We start from the raw sequence: 21564 nt of genomic DNA on the forward strand, positions 1-21564 counted from the left end.
CAGCGCCAGCTGGATTGCGCTGATGCGCACGCAGCAGCGCGACTCAAGGTTTTTTCTTCGCTGCCTTGCGAGGCTTGGCCTGCGTCATCGAGTTGGTCGCAGCGTTCTTCGCAGGTTTTTTCGTCGCAGCGGACGCGGACTTCTTCACCGCCGTACGCGCCACAGGTGGCCTTGCCACTGCCCGCTTACGCGCTCTGGGCATCGCCTCGGCCTCGGCATCGGCGTACGTCAGCCTGGTTGCCGCCTCCGGCAACCGCACGCTGATCCAGGTCGGTGCGTGATCGCTGGCCTTCTCCAAGGCGCGCACCCACTTGTCTACGCCGGCATCCTGCAAACCCGGCGCCAGGATGCCGTTGAGCAGCAGATGATCGATGCGCAGACCACGATCGCGTGCAAAATGCTGGCGAAAATAATCCCAGAAGGTATAGATCGCTGTATGGCCGTGTACCGCCAGCAGGCTGTCGGTCCACCCCTGTCCGATCAGTGTCTGGTAAGCCTGGCGGCTCTCTGGCTGCAGCAACGCATCCTTGCGCCAACCCTTGGCATCGTAGATATCGGCATCGGTCGGCACCACGTTGAAGTCGCCGATCAGCGCCACCGGATGCGGCAAGTCCACCAGCGTCTTCGCATGGCGGATCAAGCGCTGAAACCACTTGAGCTTGTAGTCGAACTTCGGTCCCGGCTGCGGGTTGCCATTGGGTAGATACAGGCAAGCCACCACCACACCATGGATCGCCGCTTCCAGATAGCGGCTCTGCGTATCACGCGCGTCCCACGGCAGCCCACGGCGGATTTCCACCGGATCGGCGCCGCGCGCCAGCAAAGCCACCCCATTCCATGCCTTCTCGCCTTGCCAGATCACACCGTAGCCCGCATCGCGGATCGCCTGTTCCGGAAATGCGTGCTGCGTGGCCTTCAGTTCCTGCAGGCCCACGATATCCGGCTGATCGCGTTGCAGCCATTCCAGCAGATGCGGCAGACGGCTGGCGATGCCGTTGACGTTGAAGGTGGCGATCTTGCGCATGGTAGCTGGCATGGCTGAACGACCGAGCGTGCAAAGGGCATCAGCATCCCGGTCGTGGCATTAAGCAGATGCTCAAGCGGAGTGAAGCCTCTCTGCACGCAGGCGTGTGGACTTGCACTTGGCCGGGCACGTCCATTGACAGCAGGGACGACGATTCAAGGCGCGGCCTGCATCGTCACACTGCGCCCAATGCCGGTGGGGCTCCCTGCATCGGTGAACGGTTTTGCCAACCTTGCAGACAGGCCTCAGCAGTCTGCGGTGCTGCTGATGCCGGCCTGCACTGGCTTGGCAGCAGCAAGCTGCCCGGCAACGCCAACGTGGTGCTGCCGAGCCTGACGCTGATGCTGATGCCGACACCGCCTCACCACACGGTCTGGCGTTCGACTTTGCGCGACAATATGCCCATGAGCAGCCATCATCTCTCCGCCGCCGACGCCCGCGCGCTTGCGCTGCAAGGCGCCTTGCTGATCGACATCCGCCAGCTGCACGAGCGCGCCAGCGGCCAGGCCGAGGGCGCGTTGGCGATTGCGCAAAACGATCTGGAACTGGCGCCTGCGCAGCACTTGCCCGAGCAGACCCGCGCGATCGTGTTGATCTGCCAGAGCGGCAAACGCTCGGCACACACCGCCGATTTGTTGCGGGCGCAGGGCTACACACGGGTGTCTTCGGTCATCGGCGGCACCAACGCATGGGCGAGCGACGGCCTGCCGCTGGTGCGCCCGACGCTTCCCGCAGACGAACAGGACTTTCTCGAGCGTTATTCGCGCCATCTGCGCCTGCCACAGGTTGGGGTCGCCGGTCAGCAACGGCTGGCACGCTCGCGCGTTCTACTGATCGGCGCGGGTGGGCTTGGTTCGCCGGCTGCCTTTTATCTAGCCGCCGCTGGCGTCGGCCATCTGCGTATCGCCGATGACGATGTGGTGGACCGCAGCAATCTGCAACGCCAGATCCTGCACACCGAAGACAGTGTCGGCGTTGCAAAGGTCAGCTCGGCGGCGCAGCGCATCGCCGCACTCAATCCGCGCGTGCAGGTCGAAGCACTGCAGACACGCGTCACCGCCAGCAATGTCGAAGCACTGCTGCAGGACGTGGATGTGGTGGTCGATGGAGCCGACAACTTTCCTGCGCGTTATCTACTCAACGATGCCTGCGTCAAGCTCGGCAAGCCGCTGGTCTACGGCGCCGTGCAGCAGTTCGAAGGGCAGTTGAGCGTGTTCGATGCCGGCCGCAATCGCGGCCACGCGCCGTGTTATCGCTGCCTGTTCCCCGAACCGCCGCCGCCGGAGTTTGCACCCAGCTGTGCCGAGGCCGGCGTGCTCGGTGTGTTGCCCGGGGTGATTGGCCTGTTGCAGGCCACCGAAACAATCAAGTTGCTGCTGGGCGTTGGCGACAGCCTGGCCGGTCGCCTGCTCAGCTTCGACGCGCTGGCGATGCGTTTTCGCGAGATCCGCCTGCCACCCGATCCGCATTGCCCGGTCTGCGCGCCCGGCGTTGCATTTCCCGGTTATGCCGATTACGCCGTGTTCTGCGGCAGCGCCATCGGCTGAGAGCGGCGATCTGCACATGCGCCGGTGGACGCAGCATCGCCCCACACAGGCACTGCAGGCGGCAAGCGCATGACGAGATCTGTCTCTAACGCAGCCAGCGATCAAAGCGCATAGGGAATCACGCGCACGATCTCGCCTGCCTCGAAGCGCCGCGCCTGCTCCGGCAGCACGATCAAGGCATTGCTGTCGGCGGCACCGCGCAGCAGATGCGATGCATCGCCACGATGCGGCAGCGCAGTCAGACGTCCGTCTTCGCCGCATTGCAATCGCCCACGCAGAAACTCCAGGCGTTCGTGGCGTTTTTCCCAAGCACTCGCCAGCGCCGCATGCCATACCGGACGCGGCTCGCTACGCCCTTGCAAGCCATCCAGCAACGGCAAGCCGTAGGCGATCAACGTCGCCAGCACCGAGACCGGATTACCGGGAAGACCAAGCACCAGACAGCGGCCGATCTGCCCCAGCACCGCCGGCATGCCGGGGCGCATGCGCACACGCCAGAAATGGATGCGGCCAAGTTCGCCGATCAGCTGCGGCAGATAATCCTTTTCGCCAGCCGACACGCCGCCACAGGTGATCACCACATCGAATGCCGCCGCCGCATCTTCCAGCATGGTGCGAATGCGCTGCGGATCGTCCGGCAAGGTCGGCCATGCGGTTGGCGCATATCCCAATGCGCGCAACTGCGCCATCAGCATGTCGCGGTTGCTGTTGTAGATCTGCCCCGGCCCCAGCGGCATGCCCGGCTCCACCAACTCATCGCCGGTGGCCAGCACCGCAATCGTGGGCCGTGGCGCCACCGCAAGCCGCGATACACCAAGCGCGGCCGCCAGCCCGATCCGCGCCGGCGTCAGTACCTGGCCGGTCTGTATCACCAGATCACCAGCACGCACATCGCTGCCGGCCAGGCGCACAGCCGCACCCGATACAGGCGTGCTACTGAAGCGCACCACGCCGTCGCGCGCATCGGCATCTTCCTTTGGAATCACGGTATCGGCGCCATCGGGCAGCGGTGCGCCCGTGGTGATGCGCAGGCACTGACCCGCACGCAACGTGCCGGTCCAACGTTCGCCAGCGAATTGTTCGCCGACCAGTTGCAACGCCGCATCGCCGCCAGCGACATCGGCATGCCGCAACGCAAAGCCATCCATCGCGCTGTTGGCGAACGGCGGCAAGGCCAGCGGAGCAATCAGATCGGCAGCGGAAATCCGCCCATCGGCGCGCGAGGTGGCGATGGTCTCATCGGGCGGACGGCTATTGGCCGCAACGGTTCGCAGGATCTGCAGCGCCTGCGCGTAGGGAATGCGGGAAGGATAATCGTTCATGGCGCGAAGGATACCAGCGCGCCACGGTGGCCCCGAGCGACGACCGGCAAACAGCCTCGCTGTCATCAGACAGAGGCAACCATCATCGATGACCCGACCACGCTGCAGTACTACAGGCACAACCACCGGTCTGCACCTGGCGATAGCTCGCCAGGCGTGATCTTCCTGCCTACTTGCCTTTGACGTGCCGCATCAAACGCCGCTTGCGCGCGACCTGGCGCTCGGAGAGCGTGTTCTTCTTGCCCTCGAACGGGTTGGCACCTTCGCGGAAGATGAAACGCACCGGCGTGCCGACCAGCTTGAAGCGCTTGCGGAAGAAGTTTTCCAGATAGCGCTTGTACGACTCCGGCAGCACCTTCAGGCGCGTGCCGTGCACGATGAAGGTCGGCGGATTGGCGCCACCCGGATGCACGTAACGCAGCTTGGAGACATGGCCACGGATGCTCGGCGGCGGATTGGTCTCGTAGGCGATTTCCAGCGCCTGGTTGACTTCGCTGGTGCTGAATTCGTGCGTGGCCGAGGCGTGCGCGCGGTGGATCGCCTGGAACAGCTCGCGCATGCCCGAGCCGTGCAACGCGGAAATCCGCACCGCCTCGGCCCAGCTGACGAAGCCCAGCTTGCGCGACAGCAGGTCTTCGGCCTGCGCCCGCTGATAATCGCTCTGCCCGTCCCACTTGTTGATCGCCACCACCAGCGCACGACCGGCATCCAGAATCGCACCGAGAATGGTCGCGTCCTGATCGGTCACGCCTTCGCCGGCATCGAGCATCAGCACCGCGACCTGGCATTGCTCGATCGCCTGCAGCGTCTTGAACGCGCTGAATTTCTCCACCGCTTCCTCGACCTTGCCACGGCGACGCAGACCGGCCGTATCGATCAAGCGGTACTGGCGGCCATCGCGGTCCATGTCCACCGCGATCGAATCGCGCGTGGTGCCCGGCACTTCCGAGGCGATCATGCGTTCTTCGCCGAGCAGGCGATTGACCAGCGTCGACTTGCCCACATTCGGGCGGCCAACGAAGGCGATGCGCACGCGCGCCGGGTCGGTATCCAGCAACTCGCCGGCACCTTCCTCGGGCAGGCGTGCGCCGACTTCCTCGAGCAGTTCGTCGATGCCCTGCCGATGCGCGGCAGACAGCGCCACCACATCGGAGAAGCCATAGCGCGCGAATTCCGAGCGCACAGTGTCTTCGTCGGTGCCGTCGATCTTGTTGATGACCAGTACGGTCGGCCGCGCCAACTTGCGCAGCCAGGCCAGGATCTCGTCGTCGAGCGAAGAAGCGCCTTCGCGTCCATCGACCACGAACAACACCAGATCGGCTTCGCCAGCGGCAGCGCGTGCCTGACGCGCGGTGGCGCCGGCCAGGCCTTCCTCGTCGCCGGCGATACCGCCGGTATCGACGACGATGAAGGGGCGCTCCTCGTCGAGACGACAGACCCCGTAGTTACGGTCGCGGGTGACGCCGGGCTGGTCGTGGACCAGCGCGTCACGGGTGCGCGTCAGCGCATTGAAGATGGTGGACTTGCCGACATTGGGCCGTCCAACCAGGGCGACCAGGGGCAGCATCGCAAGGTCCTTATTGTGCCAACCGGAAGGCGGTGAGATCGCCGTCGGTGTTTTGTACCAGCAGAATGCCATCGACGACCACCGGCTGCGCCAGCAGCGTGTCGCGTCCAGCGCGAGCGCGCGCGGCCAGTGCACCGTCGCTGAGTTTCAGCCAGTGCAGATAACCCTTGTAATCGCCGACCACGGCGTAATCGCCCTGGATGGCCACTCCGGTCAGCGAGCGGCGGGCCAGCGCAGCCTGCGACCACATCGCCGCACCGCTGCTCTTGTCCAGGCCCCATACCGAACCGGCATTGTCCGAAACCACCACCATGCTGGAAGACACGCCGACACCGCCGGCGCCGCCGTGGTCGCGCGTCCACAGCGGACGACCGCTGGGGCCTTCCAGTGCGAGGGTCTCGTTCTTGAAGCTGGTCGCATACAACGTGGTGCCGTCCAGCACCGGTGCGCCGTCCACATCGGACATGCGCTCCAGCTCGGTACGACCTTCCGGCACGCCGATGGCCTGTTCCCACAACGGGCGGCCGTCCTGCAACGCCAGGGCGCTCAAGGTGCCGCTGTCGTTACCGACGAACACCACGCCCGGGCCGGTGACGATCGGCGCATTGCCGCGCACCGACAGGGTCGGGCCTTCTTCGGCATGGAACCAGCGACGCTCGCCGGTTGCGGCGTCGAAAGCACTGACGCGACCATCGTTGCTGCGCACCAGCACCAGGCTCTGTGCAATGGCCGGTGCGGCGATCACTTCGTTGGGCACCTTGGCGCGCCATTTTTCAGTGCCGTCGGCCTGGTTCAACGCAATCACGTCGCCCGACAGCGTACCGATCACGACCAGGCCTTCACCGACGCCGGGACCACCGGACAGGCGTTGCTTGAACTTGCGATCGTTACGCTCTTCTTTCTTGGGCTTGTATTCCCACACGCGCTTGCCGGTCTGCAGGTCCAATGCCTGCACGCCGCCGGTGATCGCCGAGGCATACACCTTGCCATCGGCCACGGCCGGACGCTGACGCACGCCGATATGGCCTTCGCCCTTGCCGACGCCGGTGGACCAGAGTTTGTCGACCTTGACCGACGGCTCGAACTTGACCAGCTCGGCAGGTTCCTGCGCCTTCTTGGCTGCAGCGTCCTTCCCGGCAAACCAGCCCTTGACCGTGCTGCAACCGGCTAACGACATGCCCATCAGGGCGATCAACGCAATGCGCTTGTACATGGTGTCCTGCTTCATCAAATCTGCTCCGCCGGATCGGGCACTTTGCCGCCCACATCCATCAGCTTGGTTTCCAACAACCGGCGCTGCGGCGAGGCCACATCCACCGTGGTCAATGCCTTGGCGTACAACGCACGCGCTTCATCGGTCTTGCCCTGCACGACCAGCGCATCGGCGCGGATCTCCAGGCTGCTGTGATCCTGTGCATCGGCCAGCAGCTTGATCGCCTCGTCGGGCTTGCCGCTTTCGGTCAGCACACGTGCCAGACGCTGCTGCACGATTTGCTTGAGCTCGCCTTCGGCCGGTACGTCGCGCAGGGTCTTGATCGCTTCGGAATGCTTGCCAGCGTCCACTTGCGCCTTGGCCAGTCGCAGCGCCGCCAGCTCGGCGTAGATGCCACCCTTGCCGTCGTCGAGTGCCACGATGTCCTTGGCCGCCTTGTCCAGGTCCTTGCCCTGGATGGACTTCACCACTGCCTCGTAACGGGTGTTGGCTTCCACCAGTGCGGTGTTGGTGTGCTTCTGCCACCACTGCCAGCCCAGGATCAGGGCCAGACCCACCACGACGCCGCCTAAAAGCCCTGCGCCATTCTTTCTCAACCAGGAACGAACGCGTTCGCCTTGTTCGTGTTCGTCCAGCAGATCGTCGATCGCCATGCGTACTCTCGCTCCGTCATCCCGGAGGCGCGGAACATCAAAAGGGAAAAATGAAAAACCGCAGTCCGCTTCACTCGGAAGCAGGTACCACGGAGCCGTCGGAGGATACCGCAAAACGCGCCACATTAGCGCGCTGGAAGGGTTTCACATCGACGATACTGCCGCCTTGCTGAACCTCTACCGCCGAGGCATTGCCCAGCACGATGCGCCCTACCTGACCGGGCGTGTAGCTACGCTGCTCGCCGGCATGGATCAGGGCTTTTTCGACCGCCGTGCCATCCGGTGCCAGGATCTGCACCCAACTGTCGCCGCTGAACCGCAGCGAGAGACTGCCGTGCTTGGCAGGATCGGCCGCAGGAACTTCGGTTGCGGTGTCGCCGCGCGGCACCGGCGTCATCGACGCGATATACGGCGCCGGCTGTTCGCGCGGCACGGCGGCCGGTTGCGCTGCGGCATCCGCCGGCGTTCCGGCCTTGGTTGTCTCCGGCATGCTGTCCAGCGAGACCGTGCTGGGCGCGCCGCCGTCCAGATGCGAACGGGTGGCATACCAGACCGGCACCGCGAACACGCAGGTGATGACCACATACATCGCCTTGCGCGCGGTGCTTTCGATAATGCGGCGTGCACGCGGGGTATGGGTGTGGCTGACCAGCTTGACCGGCTCGATCGGCGCGATGGTCGCCTGTTGCAGCAATGGCGCCAGATCGACCTGCAGCAAGCGGGCATAACTGCGCAACTGGCCGCGCACGAAGACCGGCGCGCCCAGGCGCTGCCATTCTTCCTGCTCCAGCGAACGCACCACATGCGTGGGCATGTGCAGCTTGCCGGCGACATCGTCAAGACTCAGGCCTGCTGCCTCGCGCGCTTCGCGCAAATGCTGTCCACAGCCCTTTTCCTGCTCGAAAAGGTTCGGGTTGGAATCACTGGTCACAATGCATTGGCCCCGGAGTTAGCGGTCGCTGCGTCAGGGAATTCCTTGACCAACCGCTGTTGATAACGGCCGGCAGCTACCTTGTCGCCGAGCCCTTGCTCAATCTGAATGGCGAGTTGTAACACGGAAGCAGTTGCCGGTGCAGCCGCCAGACGTCGTTCGATAAATGCACGCGCTTCAAAATAATTGCGACGCCCCGCTTCGGAGCGCGCCATCGATTCGAGCGCATACGCGTTGGTTGGATCCAGCTCGAGCGCTTTGCGCAGGTCGCTGACCGCGCGCTCGGGCTGGCCCGCCTTGAGTGCGCAGCCACCGGCGTTGCCGAGCGCGGAGGCTGGAGATGCGTAATTTCTGTCGGCCAAGGCGCGATCGAACCATGTCAGCGCCTCGGCAGGTGAACCGTTCGCGCACAGCCACGCACCATAGTTGTTCAACACATCGCCACGTTGCGGGGCCAATTCTGCGGCCCGCCGATACGACGCGCCCGAGCCAGCCGTATCGCCCCTGGCACCCTGGATCAAGGCCAGCATGCCGATGGCATCTACCGATTGCGGATCCTTCTTCAAGGCCGCGCGTACCTGCTGTTCGGCGCCGACGTAATCGCCGGTCTGCAGCCGGTTGCCGGCCAGACCGAGCTTTTCCTGCACGGCCAGACGGTCTTTGGTGGCGCTGCTGTCGCGGAACGAATAGATCGGCGCGACTTCTTCCACGCTCTTGACCGAGCCGGCCTTGGCATTGCGACCGCCGCAGCCGACCGCACTGAGCGCGATCGCCACGGCCGCCATTAACGCGATATCACGCTGCCGCATCTCGATCGGCCTGCCCTTCCAATGTGCGGCGGAATTCCGCCTGGCGACGGGTACGGTCCATGACCTGCCCCTTGAGCTGCCCGCATGCCGCGTCGATGTCGTCGCCGCGCGTGCGGCGGACCATCGTCAGCACCTGCGCGTCGAGCAGGATCTTCTGGAATGCGCGGATCTCCGTTTCGCCCGAGCGCTCGTAGCGTGTGCCCGGGAACGGGTTGAACGGAATCAGGTTGACCTTGCCGGCGTCCTTGGACTGCACCGCATTGTCGAACTGGCGCATCAGCCGCGCCAACTGGCGCGCATGCTCCGGCTGGTCGTTGATGCCCTTCATCAAGGTGTATTCGAACGTCACCGAGTCGCGCTTCTTGTTGCCGCGCAGATAACGCGCGCAGGACTCCATCAACTCGGCGATCGGGTATTTCTTGTTCAACGGCACCAGGCTCTCACGCAGCGCGTCGTTGGCGGCATGCAGCGAAACGGCCAGCGACACATCGCTCTCGGTCGAGAGCCGGTCGATCATCGGCACCAGGCCGGAGGTCGACAGGGTCACCCGCTTGCTGGCCAGGCCGTAGCCCAGATCGTCGCGCATCACGCTCATCGCGCGCACGACGTTGTCGAAATTCATCAGCGGCTCGCCCATACCCATCATCACCACATTGGTGAGACGGCGTTGCTGGTGCGGCACGTTGCCCAGATGGCGTGCGGCCACCCACACCTGCCCGACGATCTCGGCGGTGGTGAGGTTGCGATTGAAGCCCTGGGTGGCGGTCGAACAGAAGGTGCAGTTCAAGCCGCAACCGACCTGGGAGGACACGCACAGCGTGCCGCGACCCTTGTCGGGGATGTAGACGGTTTCGATCGCATTCTTGCCGTCGGTGCCCATGGCCAGCAGCCATTTATGGGTGCCGTCGGTAGAAGGCTTGTCGAACACGACATTCGGGACGAGGACCTCGGCATGCTGGTGCAACTTCGCACGCAATGCCTTGCCGAGGTCGGTCATCTGGTCGAAATCGGTGACGTAGCGATGATGGATCCACTTCATCACCTGATGGGCACGGTAACGCGCCTCGCCGAGCGTGTCGGCAAAGAAGCGCTCCAGTCCCTCGCGATCGAGGTCTAACAGGTTCTGCTTGCGCAGGTCCGGGGCACGGACGGGAACGTCCTGCAGCACGGAGGGGATCACGACCTCATTCACGATTCGACTCTCTCGGCCTCAGCGCGAGACCACTTCGGTGGCGGCAAAGAAATACGCGACTTCGTTGGCGGCGTTCTCGACCGAATCCGAGCCGTGGGCGGCGTTGGCATCGATCGAATCGGCGAAGTCGGCGCGGATGGTGCCCGGCGCAGCGTCCTTGGGATTGGTCGCGCCCAGCAGGTCGCGGTGTGCGGCAACGGCGTTATCGCCTTCCAGCGCCTGGATCATCACCGGGCCGGAGATCATGAACTCGACCAGCGCGTTGAAGAACGGACGCTCGCGGTGCACCGCGTAGAAGCCTTCGGCTTCGCGGCGCGACAGCTGCTTGTACTTGGCGGCAACGACCTTCAGGCCAGCCTTCTCGAAGCGGCTGTAGATTTCGCCGATGACGTTCTTGGCAACGGCGTCGGGCTTGATGATGGACAGGGTGCGCTCCAGCGCCATGGGAAGATCTCCGTTGGGCGGGCCACTGAAGACCCGAGGTTAACATGAAAAAAACCCGCGTCAAAACGCGGGCTTAGGCTTCTTTGCGATGGTCAATTCTATCTCTTTGGCATTGGATTTGCACACCGCCCCCTGAATCGTGCTGCGTTGCCGCATGACCCGCCTGCCGGCAGCCCGTAGACTCAAACAATCGTTTGATTGAGTTCCACCCAGCGCATGGTCAAGCCCGCCCACTTCTCCACCAAGGACCGCATCCTCGGCGCGGCCGAGGAGCTGTTCGCCCAGCATGGCTTCGCCGGGACCTCGCTGCGCCAGCTGACCACCCAGGCCGACGTCAATATCGCAGCGGTCAACTACCACTTCGGCTCCAAGGAAAACCTGGTCAACGAGGTCTTTCGTCGTCGCATGGACGAAATGACCGCAGCCCGCTTGCAACAGCTGGAGACCGCCAAGCGCCTGCACCCCGGCGAACTGACGCCGGTGCTGGCCGCGTTCGTCGAGCCGGCCCTGGCGATGGCGCAGGACCGCCAGAACGGTGGTGCGTTCGTGCGTGTGATCGCACGCGCCTACGCGGAAAAGAACGACAACCTGCGCAAGTTCCTGTCCGACCACTACGGACATGTGCTGCGCGAATTCGGCAAGGCCATCGCGGCCTGCGTGCCGGGCCTGAGCAAGGAAGAGCTGTACTGGCGGCTGGATTTTCTGGCCGGTGCGCTCACCTACGCCATGGCCGACTTCGGGCTGATCAAGCGCCCGGCCGGCGTCAGCGAGGCCGACCATCGTGCGCGGGCCGCGCGCGAACTCATTCGTTTCGCGGAACCCGGTTTCCGCGCTCATTCCACACAGTAAACGTTCGACCAAGAGGCTAATTGCTATGTCCAATCCGTTGCTAGTCCGTCGTGCCGCCGTGCTCGGTGCCGGCGTCATGGGCGCGCAGATCGCCGCGCATCTCACCAACGCCGGTGTCGACACCGTGCTGTTCGATTTGCCTGCCAAGGAAGGTCCGGCCGACGGCATCGTGCTCAAGGCCATTGCCAACCTCGGCAAGCTCAGCCCTGCCCCGCTCGCCAGCAAAGCCTTGGCCGAGGCGATCACGCCGGCCAACTACGAAAGCGGCCTGGAGCAGTTGCGCGATTGCGACCTGATCATCGAAGCGATCGCCGAGCGCATGGACTGGAAGCAGGACCTGTACAAGAAGATCGCCCCGTTCGTGGCCGAGCATGCGGTGCTGGCATCCAACACCTCCGGCCTGGGCATCAACAAGCTCTCCGACGTGCTGCCCGAGCAACTGCGCCACCGCTTCTGCGGCGTGCATTTCTTCAACCCGCCGCGCTACATGCACCTGGCCGAACTGATTCCGGCCAAGGGCACCGACAAGGCCGTGCTGGAAGGGCTGGAAAGCTTCCTGGTGACCACGCTCGGCAAGGGCGTGGTGTATGCGAAGGACACCCCGAACTTCATCGGCAACCGCATCGGCGTGTTCTCGATCCTGTCCACCATCCACCACACCGCCGAGTTCGGCCTGGGCTTCGATGAAGTCGATGCGCTGACCGGTCCGCTGGTCGGGCGCCCGAAGTCGGCGACCTACCGCACCTCGGACGTGGTCGGCCTGGACACCATGGCGCACGTGATCAAGACCATGGGCGACACCCTGCCCGACGATCCGTGGCATCAGTATTTCAAGTCGCCGAAGTGGCTGGAGGCGTTGATCGGCAAGGGCGCGCTCGGCCAGAAGGTCGGTGCCGGCATCTTCCGCAAGGTCGGCAAGGACATCGTGGTGCTGGATCTGGAGAAACAGGATTACAGAACCGCCGATCGCAGCGCTGCACCGGAAGTGATCGAGATCCTCAAGATCAAGAATCCGGCCGAAAAGTTCGCCAAACTGCGTGAAAGCCAGCATCCGCAGGCGCAGTTCCTGTGGGCCAGCTTCCGCGACCTGTTCCACTACAGCGCCTTCCATCTGGCCGACATCGCCGAGACTGCGCGCGACGTGGATCTGGCGATCCGCTGGGGCTACGGCTGGTCGCTTGGCCCGTTCGAAACCTGGCAGGCCGCCGGCTGGAAGCAGGTGGCGCAGTGGATTGCCGAAGATATCTCCAACGGCAAGAGCATGAGCAGCGCACCGCTGCCGAATTGGGTGTTCGATGGCCGCGATGGCGTGCATGCGGCCGAAGGGTCGTACAGCCCTGCGCGCGACGCCAAGCTGCCGCGCTCGGCACTGCCGGTCTACAAGCGCCAGCGCTTCCCCGATCCGCTCCTGGGCGAGCAGTTCTCGCCGGGCGAGACGGTGTTCGAAAACGATGGCGTGCGCATGTGGCACGACGGCGACGACATCGCGGTGGTCAGCTTCAAGACCAAGATGAACACCGTGTCCGATCACGTACTCAACGGCTTGCAGGACGTGGTTGGCCGCGCCGAGAAGGACTTCGCCGGGCTGGTGATCTGGCAGCAGAAGGAACCCTTCTCCGCCGGCGCCGATCTGGCTGGCGCGCTGGGCCTGCTGCAGGCCGACAAGGTCGATGCGTTCGAAGCGCTGGTCGCCAACTTCCAGGCCACCAGCCAGCGCATCAAGTACGCGCAGGTGCCGGTGATTTCGGCCGTGCGCGGACTGGCGCTGGGCGGCGGTTGCGAGTTCCAGATGCATAGCGCCAAGACGGTGGCCTCGCTGGAAAGCTACATCGGTCTGGTCGAGGCCGGCGTCGGCCTGCTGCCGGCCGGCGGCGGACTGAAGGAAATCGCCGTGCGCGCCTCGCAAGCCGCGGGTCCGGGCGGCGATGTGTTCGCCGAACTGAAGAAGACCTTCGAAACCATCGCGATGGCCAAGGTCTCCAACTCGGCGGTCAACGCCCAGGAACTGGGCCTGCTGCGCGGCACCGACAAGGTGGTGTTCAACAGCTTCGAGGCGCTGCACATCGCCAAGGCCGAAGCGCGCGCGCTGGCCGAGGGCGGCTACCGCGCCCCGCTGCCGGCACGCCGCATCCAGGTCGCCGGCGACGTCGGCATCGCCACCTTCAAGATGCTGCTGGTCAACATGCTGGAAGGCCGCTTCATCAGCGAATACGACTACGAAATCGCCACCCGCATCGCCACCGTGATGTGCGGCGGCGAAGTCGATCGCGGCGCGCTGGTCGACGAGGAATGGCTGCTCAAGCTGGAGCGTAAGCACTTCGTCGAACTGGCCCAGCAGGAAAAGACCCAGGCGCGGATTGGGCACATGCTCAAGACGGGTAAGCCGCTGAGGAACTGAGAATCGGGAATGGGGAATCGGGAATGGTGAAAAGCCGAATCGATTCCCTGCTCCTCCACTATTCTGCCGGTCGATGTCGAGGGTGAACTCAGGCGAATCCGCAGTTGCGATTCCCGATTCCCCACTCCCCATTCCCGGCTTTCGGAGAAAGCCACATGAGCAAGCAGATTCAAGAAGCCTACATCGTTGCCGCCACGCGTACGCCGGTCGGCAAGGCGCCCAAGGGCGTGTTCCGCAATACCCGTCCCGACGACATGCTGGCGCACGTGTTGCGCGCGGTGGTGGCGCAGGCGCCGGGTATCGATCTGTCGCGGATCGACGATGCCATCATCGGCTGCGCGATGCCCGAGGGCGAGCAAGGCATGAACGTGGCGCGCATCGGCGTGCTGCTCGCCGGCCTGCCCAACACCGTGGCTGGCCAGACCATCAATCGCTTCTGTTCGTCCGGCATCCAGGCCATCGCAATGGCGGCCGACCAGATCCGTCTGGGCAACGCCGACCTGATGCTGGCCGGCGGCACCGAGTCGATGTCGATGGTGCCGATGATGGGCAACAAGGTGGCGATGTCGCCAAGTGTGTTTGCCGACGACCATGTGGCCATTGCCTACGGCATGGGCATCACCGCCGAAAAGGTCGCCGAAGAATGGAAGGTCTCGCGCGAAGATCAGGATGCATTCGCACTGGCCTCGCATCAGAAGGCGATTGCAGCGATCGCGGCGGGCGAGTTCCGCGACGAGATCACCCCGTACGAAATCCTCTCGCATCAACCTGACCTGCAAGGCAACGTCATCGCGCTGCGCAAGCGGCTGGTCGACACCGACGAAGGCCCGCGCCCGGACAGCTCGCTCGAAGGCCTTGCCAAACTGCGCCCGGTGTTCCGTAACGGCCAGTTCGGCGGCAGCGTCACCGCCGGCAATTCGTCGCAGATGAGCGATGGCGCTGGTGCGGTGCTACTGGCCTCCGAGCAGGCGATCAAGGATTACGGCCTGACCCCGCTGGCCCGCTTCGTCAGCTTCTCGGTAGCCGGCGTGCGCCCGGAAGTGATGGGCATCGGCCCGATCGCCGCGATTCCCAAGGCGCTCAAGCAGGCCGGCCTGACCAAGGACCAGATCGACTGGATCGAGCTCAACGAAGCCTTCGCTGCACAGGCGTTGGCGGTGATCCGCGATAGCGAGCTGGATCCGTCCAAGGTCAACCCGTTAGGCGGCGCGATCGCGCTTGGCCACCCGCTCGGCGCGACCGGCGCGATCCGTGCTGCCACGCTGGTGCACGGCCTGCGTCGTCGTCAACAGAAGTACGGCATGGTCACCATGTGCATCGGCACCGGCATGGGCGCGGCGGGCATCATCGAGGCGCTGTAAACCGCGCAGCCAGCGGCCCGGCAGCGACTGCCGCTGCGATGGCCCGGAATGGATTGGAGCGCGCGCGCTCCAATCCAGTGTCTCAGACCGATCCATTGCCGTCGGCAAGCGGACCGCTTGTCGGGCTATGCCACAAGGCAGCGGCTGGACACCCAAGCGGCGCGGGATTATTCTCACTTCTCGGAGATGGCGTTCCTCCGCGCTGTACCATCAACCGTAGCGATCGCTACTGATGACGCCTACAAGAACTCTGGCCCGGCCAGGGATTGTAGGCGCGTCTCTGCTCACAACTCCCTGCCGTGCCAGCCATCACGTCCCAAGCGACAGGCTGCCATGTCCAGATTCCGCCGCCCCGAGTATTTCGATCTTTTCCTACAGCTTGCCAAGTGGCTGGCGATCGCCAGCGTGGTGGGCGTCCTGGCGGGTACGGCGTCGGCGCTGTTCCTGCTGGCGCTGGAGGCGGCGACCGCCTGGCGTGAAAGCCATGCCTGGGTACTCTGGCTGTTGCCTGTGGCCGGATTCGGCGTTGGCCTGGTCTACCACTTGCTGGGCAAGGACGTGGACGCGGGCAACAACCTGATCATCGACGAAATCCACGATCCCCGGAAAACGTTGCCGCTGCGCATGGCGCCGCTGGTGCTGGGGGGCACGGTGATCTCCCACTTGTTCGGCGCCTCGGTCGGGCGCGAGGGCACGGCGGTGCAGATGGGCGCGGCGCTCGCCGACCAACTGACGCGTGTGTTCCGTCTCCTGCACCAGGACCGGCGCCTGCTGCTGATGGCCGGCATCAGCGCCGGTTTCGCCTCGGTGTTCGGCACGCCGCTGGCGGGTGCGATCTTCGGGCTCGAAGTCCTGGTCATCGGCCGCTTGCGTTACGACGCGCTGTTGCCTTGCACGGTGGCCGCGATCGTGGCCAATCAGGTGTGCCTGGCCTGGGGCATCCACCACACGCACTATGCGATCGAGCGCATCGTGCCGGTCGGTGTCGGCAGCGTATTGGCGGTGATGGCGGCCGGCGTGGTGTTCGGCCTGGTCGGCAGGCTGTTCGCCACGGCCACGCATCGCCTGGGTCAATCGGTCAAGCAGGCGATCGCCTATGCGCCGCTGCGGCCCCTGCTGGGTGGCGTGGTGATTGCCCTGGCGGTCTGGCTGCTGGGCACGCAGCGTTACATCGGGCTGGGCATCCCGGAGATCGTGCGCGCCTTCCACGAACCCATGGCACCCTGGGATTTTCTCGGCAAGGCCTGCTTCACCGTGGCGTCGTTGGCCACCGGCTTCAAGGGTGGCGAGGTCACTCCCTTGTTCTACATCGGCGCGACCCTGGGCAACGCACTGGCGCCCCTGCTGCAACTGCCGTTCTCGATGCTGGCCGGGCTGGGCCTGGTCGCGGTGTTCGCCGGCGCGTCCAACACCCCGATCGCCTCGACGCTGATGGCGGTCGAACTGTTCGGCGCCGACATCGCCCCCTTTGCCGCCGTTGCCTGTATCACCGCCTACCTGTTCTCCGGCCATCGCGGCATCTATCACGCGCAGCGCATCGGCGATGGCAAGCATCATCGGCGTAGCATCGGTCCGGAAGACACCGCACGGCCTGCCGACCTGCCTGCGGCGGACTCGCAGCGCAGCGCCGCCGCGGACCACGACAACAGGCAGTGAGTCGCTGCGGTCGTGGCGGCAGCCGCTCGAGCTGCCGCTGCGCTAAGTGCCTGCCCTGCCCTTGTCGGCGCGCGCCTGCGCCCTGGCCTCGCGCAGGCGATCGAGCTTTTCCTTGAGCTTGATCTCCAGCCCGCGCGGCACCGGGGTGTAATAGACCCGCTCGCCCATTGCATCCGGAAAGCCGGTCTGGTCCAGCGCGATCCCGCCTTCGGCATCGTGGTCGTATTGATAGTCCTGACCGTAGCCGAGCGTCTTCATCAGCTTGGTCGGCGCATTACGCAGATGCAGCGGCACTTCTTGCGTGCCGGTGGCGCGCACCTCGGCCTTGGCCTGGTTGAAGGCCGCGTAGCCGGCGTTGGACTTGGCGGTGCTGGCCAGATACAGCACCAGTTGCGCGAAGGCCAGTTCGCCTTCCGGGCTGCCGAGACGCTCGTAGATATCCCAGGCCTCCAGCGCCATGCTCTGCGCGCGCGGATCGGCCAGGCCGATGTCCTCGATCGCCATGCGGGTCAGCCGCCGCGCCAGATAGGCCGGATCGCAACCGCCGTCGAGCATGCGGGTGAGCCAGTACAACGCGGCATCGGGATTGGAGCTGCGCACCGACTTGTGTAGCGCCGAGATCTGGTCGTAGAACTGCTCGCCATTCTTGTCGAAGCGGCGCGTGCGGTCGGCCAGCACCTGCAGCAGCGTCTGCGGGGTGATCTCACCGCCCTCGCCGCTCGCCAGTTCTGCGGCGATCTCCAGCAGCGTGAGCGCCCGCCGCACATCGCCGTCGGCAGCGCTGGCGATTTCCAGCAGCGAGGCATCGCTGACCTGGATCGTCTCCTGCCCTAGCCCACGCTCCGGATCGTGCAGCGCGCGCTGCAAGGCCTCGACGATGTCCTGCGGCGAAACGCCTTCCAGCACATGCACGCGGCAACGCGATAGCAATGCCGAGTTCAATTCGAACGAGGGATTTTCGGTGGTCGCGCCGACGAACAGGATCGTGCCGCGCTCGATATGCGGCAGGAACGCGTCCTGCTGCGCCTTGTTGAAGCGGTGCACCTCGTCGACGAACAACACCGTGCGGCGACCGCTGGCGAAGCGCTGCGCAGCTTCGGCCAGTACCTGGCGTACCTCGGGCAAACCCGACAGCACCGCCGAGATCGCCTTGAACTCGGCATCGGCATAATGCGCCAGCAGCAGCGCCAGGGTGGTCTTGCCGCAGCCGGGCGGGCCCCACAGGATCATCGAATGCACGCGGCCGGATTCCACCGCGCGTCGCAACGCGCTATCGGGCGCCAGCAGTCGCTTCTGCCCGACCATTTCGTCGAGGGTGCGCGGACGCATGCGCTCGGCCAGCGGACGCAGATGCTCGCCGTCTACGCTGAGCAGATCGGCTTCGGGAGCGATGGGGAGCTTGGTTCGTGCCACGGGTCATTGTATCGCGTCAGCCAACGCCCTTCTGCGAAGAAGGCCGCTGGCTGCGCGGATGCTGCAAGCGAGGGCTAAGAGCGGCTAACAAAACGACTTCGCGTCAGCCTACTGCAGGCCCACTATCTGCGGCCTGGCTGCAGGGCCCTTGCCCGCCCAGCGTCGCGGGACACGCTGCAAGTACGTCCTTGGAAGCTCTTACGCGACGCTGGGCGGGCAAGGACCAGTCGAGATGGTCGGCATGCATGGGTTTAAACACAGCAACCAGCGGAGTCTCTGGTGCGGTGTCCTGGCCGCTTGCGGGACCGTGTGGCGGCATGGATTCCGCCACCGAGCCTACATGGACGTACTTGCGGGGTGTCCCGCCAGCAGTGAGGGCACCCCGCATTCGACCCACTCAGTGTTTGATCTGGACTTCTGACGGCATCCACCAAGATACGGCCGACAAAACCACTGCACTCACTGACAGGCGCTCGCTAGCTTTTGTTAGCTGCTCTTATTGCGCGTCGCCGACCACGTCCACGCCTTTGGCCGGAATGTAGCGAAAGGTGTCGGCGGCGAATGCGGGATTGCGCTTCCAGCCGCTGAAGCTGATCGCGGTGCGCTGGCCGACCGCATCCACCACTTCCATCTTCGCCAGTCCGTCCTTGCCGAACCCCAGCGAGGCCATCTGGAAGCTGGCTTCGGTATCGACCTTGGGCGTCAGCGACAACCACTGCAACCCGTCGCGCGGTGCGGCTTCCTCGCTGACGTCGTATTGCTTGTCCAGACGCGCCGGATCGATCAACGCCACCAGCGGACTGTTCTGTTCCTCGCTCCCCTGCGCGCGCACGGTCACCTGCTCCAGGTCGGGGTCGAACACCCACACTTTCTTGCCGTCGGCCACGATCAATTGTTTATAGGGCTTGGCATATTCCCAACGGAACTGGCGCGGTGCCGACAACGCCACCCGCCCGCTCGAACGTTCCTTGACCCGGCCATTGGCATCGGCGACCTGCTGGCTGAACTGCCCGTCCAGCCCCTTGAGGCCGCGCGTGAACGTGTCCAGCTCCTGACGCGCACCGGCAACTGCGGTGCCGGCGAACAGAGCGGCGGCGAGAACGGCATAACGGAGCTGGCGATGCATCGCGGTCTTCCAAAAGGACATCGGTGGATTTTGATACTTCATGGATGAATGGGCGAGCGCTATCGCGCGACGCGTTCATGATGAGAACGGCGTGCCGCCGCCTCTCACGGTGCGGTCTGCACCTTGGACAGATCGCCGTAGACGATCTGTCCGCGAAAGCCGCGCCGCACCTGCTGGTACAACTGCCGGAACGCGCGGTAGTCCTGCGGCTGGCACAGCGCCTGCGGCCCGCGCACGGCGGCGCGTTGCAGCCGATGCACCGCGGTCACGGTCTGGCCTTGACGCGTCCACTCGACGGCATATTCACCGGCGGCGTTACGAAATGTTGTGCTGCGCGGGATCGCGATGATCGGCACGGTGTCCGGGAAGCGAACCACATAGGTCTCTTCACGCACGCTGTCGTTGCAGTAGAACGGAGTCAGGTTGTCTTCGGCCGAGGTGGTCGTGTAGATCGCACGCGTCGATTCGGCACCCGGCATATCGGGCAAGGTCATGCCGCCGACCACCGAAAAATCCACCGCATCCTTGGCCTGGAACGCGTACCGGTAATTGAACGGCGCATCCAGATCCAGCGGGTCGCCCTGGATCAACAGATCGCCGGTGCCGTCGAAACCGGACTGGGCAATGATCGACTCCTCGATACGATTGCGGTTCTGCGCATTGAGCTGTACGAACATCGCGCGCAAGCCCACCTCGCCGGTCTGTCCGCTATCGAGCGTGGTCAGCCCCTCAAGCCCGCCCTGCGGAGTGAAGCGATACTCGGTGCGTGCGACGTAGCGATTGACCTTGCGGTCGTTCGGCGGCGTCTGTGTGACCTTGCCATCGCGCGTATGCACCACCGGGGCGCCAAGGTCGCCGGCCGGCAGTTGGCCGAAACGTGCGTAGGGGTTGGTCGAATCGACATACAGATCGAACGCCGGGATATAGGTAATGGCGTGATTGAAGCGGCCGAGCACCGGAATCGGCGGCAGCGTCGGCCCGCCCTCGGCGCCGATCAGCACCGGCGTGCTGTCGATGCCCTTGGCCGCGAGCAAGGCTTCCAGAATCACCGTGTGATCCTTGCAGTCGCCATAGTGGTTGGCCAGGATGCTGTCGGCACTGTTGGGCTCCAGACCGCCATTGCCCAGATACACCGCCACGTAGCGGATATTGCGTGCGACCCAGGCGTATAACGCCGCCGCCTGCGCGCGCGGGTCGTCGATCCCCTTGGTGACTGCATCGGCCAACGATTGGATCGCCGGCGTCACCGCTGCCGCGCGTCCGCCCTTGACGTGATACGCCAGTCCCATCTGCGACCAGCTGTCGAAGGTGCTGGCCATCAAGGTGGGGCTGAACTCCCAGGTCGCCGCGCTCCAGTTCTGGTTCTTCATCGGCATGGCGCGTTGGTAGCGCCACTCCCAGCGGGCCTGATCGCCGCGTACCACCGGCTTGGTGCCGCCCTGCAACCCGCGCACCGACAGATGCATCGGCAGCGACTTCGGCGCCACCAGCGTGACCACCGCATCGTCGTACTGCGCGAACACGCTGAAGGTCTCCCACAGGCTGAAATAGCCAGGGAAATACGGGGTGTTCTGCGCACGGCGTACGCGATAGACGATGCGCGCACCGGGCGCCAGGTTGGGGAACACCACCACCTTGACCTTGCGATCGGCGTACATCGCCGCCGAGGCGCTGGAATAGCTCTCCTGGGTGTAGATCTTGTCGGCCGCCACGTCCTGGCGCAGCCCTTCGGCGGTGACGGTGTAGGCCTCCAGCACCTCCAGGGTTTCCATCTTCTCGCTATAGCTCAGCCGCACCTGGCTGAATTGTTCCACCGCCGACTTGGTCTTGAGCAGGATTTCGTAGGCATCGGTTTCCACGCTGCTGGCGTCGTCGCGCACTTCGTAGTCGGCGCGATAGCGCACGAAACTGTAGTTGGTGTCGGCCTGGGTACGCGCAGCGGTTGCCGCAGGCGCAGTCTGCTGCTGGGCCTGGGCCTGGGCCAGCAGCGGAAGGAAGCTCGGCAACACGAGCAACAGCAGAAGACGATGCAGCATGGGTCTCGATCGCAGCGAGCCGG

The 21564-nt window shown here is 64.7% G+C and carries 17 protein-coding genes and 1 riboswitch; of the genes, 5 read left to right on the plus strand and 12 right to left on the minus strand.

The window, feature by feature from the left end:
* Positions 1-43: 43 nt before the first annotated feature.
* The gene (xth, locus tag GGR62_RS14190) at positions 44-1036 is read right to left on the minus strand and encodes an exodeoxyribonuclease III (RefSeq protein ID WP_184408510.1); all 993 of its coding nucleotides are present in this window, start codon (positions 1034-1036) and stop codon (positions 44-46) included.
* Positions 1037-1365: 329 nt separating this feature from the next.
* Between xth and moeB the strand changes: the two genes are divergently transcribed.
* Entirely contained in the window at positions 1366-2571 is a 1206-nt protein-coding gene (gene moeB / locus GGR62_RS14195) for a molybdopterin-synthase adenylyltransferase MoeB (protein ID WP_326520265.1), read from the plus strand.
* A 101-nt stretch (positions 2572-2672) separates the two neighbouring features.
* On the opposite strand, the gene glp is transcribed toward moeB, so the two are convergent.
* The 8 genes from glp to ndk form a co-directional block, all read right to left on the minus strand.
* Positions 2673-3893: a gephyrin-like molybdotransferase Glp gene (glp, locus tag GGR62_RS14200; RefSeq protein WP_184408512.1), complete on the minus strand. Its 1221-nt coding sequence runs from the start codon at positions 3891-3893 to the stop codon at positions 2673-2675.
* Between the two features lie 169 nt (positions 3894-4062).
* Entirely contained in the window at positions 4063-5460 is a 1398-nt protein-coding gene (der, locus tag GGR62_RS14205; RefSeq protein WP_184408513.1) for a ribosome biogenesis GTPase Der, read from the minus strand.
* A 10-nt stretch (positions 5461-5470) separates the two neighbouring features.
* Entirely contained in the window at positions 5471-6688 is a 1218-nt protein-coding gene (bamB, locus tag GGR62_RS14210; protein ID WP_184408514.1) for an outer membrane protein assembly factor BamB, read from the minus strand.
* On the minus strand, positions 6688-7326 hold the full coding sequence (locus GGR62_RS14215) for a tetratricopeptide repeat protein (RefSeq protein WP_184408515.1): 639 nt from the start codon (positions 7324-7326) through the stop codon (positions 6688-6690). Before GGR62_RS14215 ends, bamB begins: the two co-directional genes overlap by 1 nt.
* A gap of 70 nt (positions 7327-7396) precedes the next feature.
* Positions 7397-8257: a RodZ domain-containing protein gene (locus tag GGR62_RS14220; protein WP_184408516.1), complete on the minus strand. Its 861-nt coding sequence runs from the start codon at positions 8255-8257 to the stop codon at positions 7397-7399.
* Positions 8254-9042: a type IV pilus biogenesis/stability protein PilW gene (gene pilW, locus GGR62_RS14225; RefSeq protein ID WP_184408577.1), complete on the minus strand. Its 789-nt coding sequence runs from the start codon at positions 9040-9042 to the stop codon at positions 8254-8256. Before pilW ends, GGR62_RS14220 begins: the two co-directional genes overlap by 4 nt.
* Before the next feature lie 10 nt (positions 9043-9052).
* Entirely contained in the window at positions 9053-10258 is a 1206-nt protein-coding gene (rlmN, locus tag GGR62_RS14230) for a 23S rRNA (adenine(2503)-C(2))-methyltransferase RlmN (protein WP_184408517.1), read from the minus strand.
* Positions 10259-10276: 18 nt separating this feature from the next.
* Positions 10277-10702 (minus strand): nucleoside-diphosphate kinase, encoded by a 426-nt coding sequence (ndk, locus tag GGR62_RS14235; RefSeq protein WP_184408518.1) that lies wholly within the window; start codon positions 10700-10702, stop codon positions 10277-10279.
* Positions 10703-10918: 216 nt separating this feature from the next.
* Here ndk and GGR62_RS14240 point away from each other — a divergent pair, with 216 nt between their 5' ends.
* From GGR62_RS14240 to GGR62_RS14255, 4 genes are all read left to right on the plus strand, one after another.
* Positions 10919-11551 (plus strand): TetR/AcrR family transcriptional regulator, encoded by a 633-nt coding sequence (locus GGR62_RS14240; RefSeq protein ID WP_184408578.1) that lies wholly within the window; start codon positions 10919-10921, stop codon positions 11549-11551.
* A 25-nt stretch (positions 11552-11576) separates the two neighbouring features.
* Positions 11577-13949: a 3-hydroxyacyl-CoA dehydrogenase/enoyl-CoA hydratase family protein gene (locus tag GGR62_RS14245; RefSeq protein ID WP_184408519.1), complete on the plus strand. Its 2373-nt coding sequence runs from the start codon at positions 11577-11579 to the stop codon at positions 13947-13949.
* Positions 13950-14104: 155 nt separating this feature from the next.
* Positions 14105-15310: an acetyl-CoA C-acyltransferase gene (locus GGR62_RS14250; RefSeq protein WP_184408520.1), complete on the plus strand. Its 1206-nt coding sequence runs from the start codon at positions 14105-14107 to the stop codon at positions 15308-15310.
* 173 nt (positions 15311-15483) lie between these two features.
* Positions 15484-15559: riboswitch (Fluoride riboswitch) on the plus strand.
* 84 nt (positions 15560-15643) lie between these two features.
* On the plus strand, positions 15644-16966 hold the full coding sequence (locus GGR62_RS14255; RefSeq protein WP_184408521.1) for a voltage-gated chloride channel family protein: 1323 nt from the start codon (positions 15644-15646) through the stop codon (positions 16964-16966).
* Between the two features lie 42 nt (positions 16967-17008).
* Here GGR62_RS14255 and GGR62_RS14260 read toward each other — a convergent pair whose 3' ends face one another.
* The 3 genes from GGR62_RS14260 to GGR62_RS14270 form a co-directional block, all read right to left on the minus strand.
* A complete protein-coding gene (locus GGR62_RS14260; RefSeq protein ID WP_221229217.1) occupies positions 17009-18295 on the minus strand; it encodes a replication-associated recombination protein A in 1287 nt (428 codons plus the stop codon).
* Between the two features lie 580 nt (positions 18296-18875).
* The gene (gene lolA / locus GGR62_RS14265; protein WP_184408523.1) at positions 18876-19547 is read right to left on the minus strand and encodes an outer membrane lipoprotein chaperone LolA; all 672 of its coding nucleotides are present in this window, start codon (positions 19545-19547) and stop codon (positions 18876-18878) included.
* A 62-nt stretch (positions 19548-19609) separates the two neighbouring features.
* A complete protein-coding gene (locus GGR62_RS14270; protein ID WP_184408524.1) occupies positions 19610-21541 on the minus strand; it encodes a DUF3857 and transglutaminase domain-containing protein in 1932 nt (643 codons plus the stop codon).
* Positions 21542-21564: the final 23 nt, after the last annotated feature.

Origin of the sequence: Xanthomonas sp. 3075 (assembly GCF_014197275.1) — a bacterium.
Taxonomy (GTDB): domain Bacteria; phylum Pseudomonadota; class Gammaproteobacteria; order Xanthomonadales; family Xanthomonadaceae; genus Xanthomonas; species Xanthomonas campestris_B.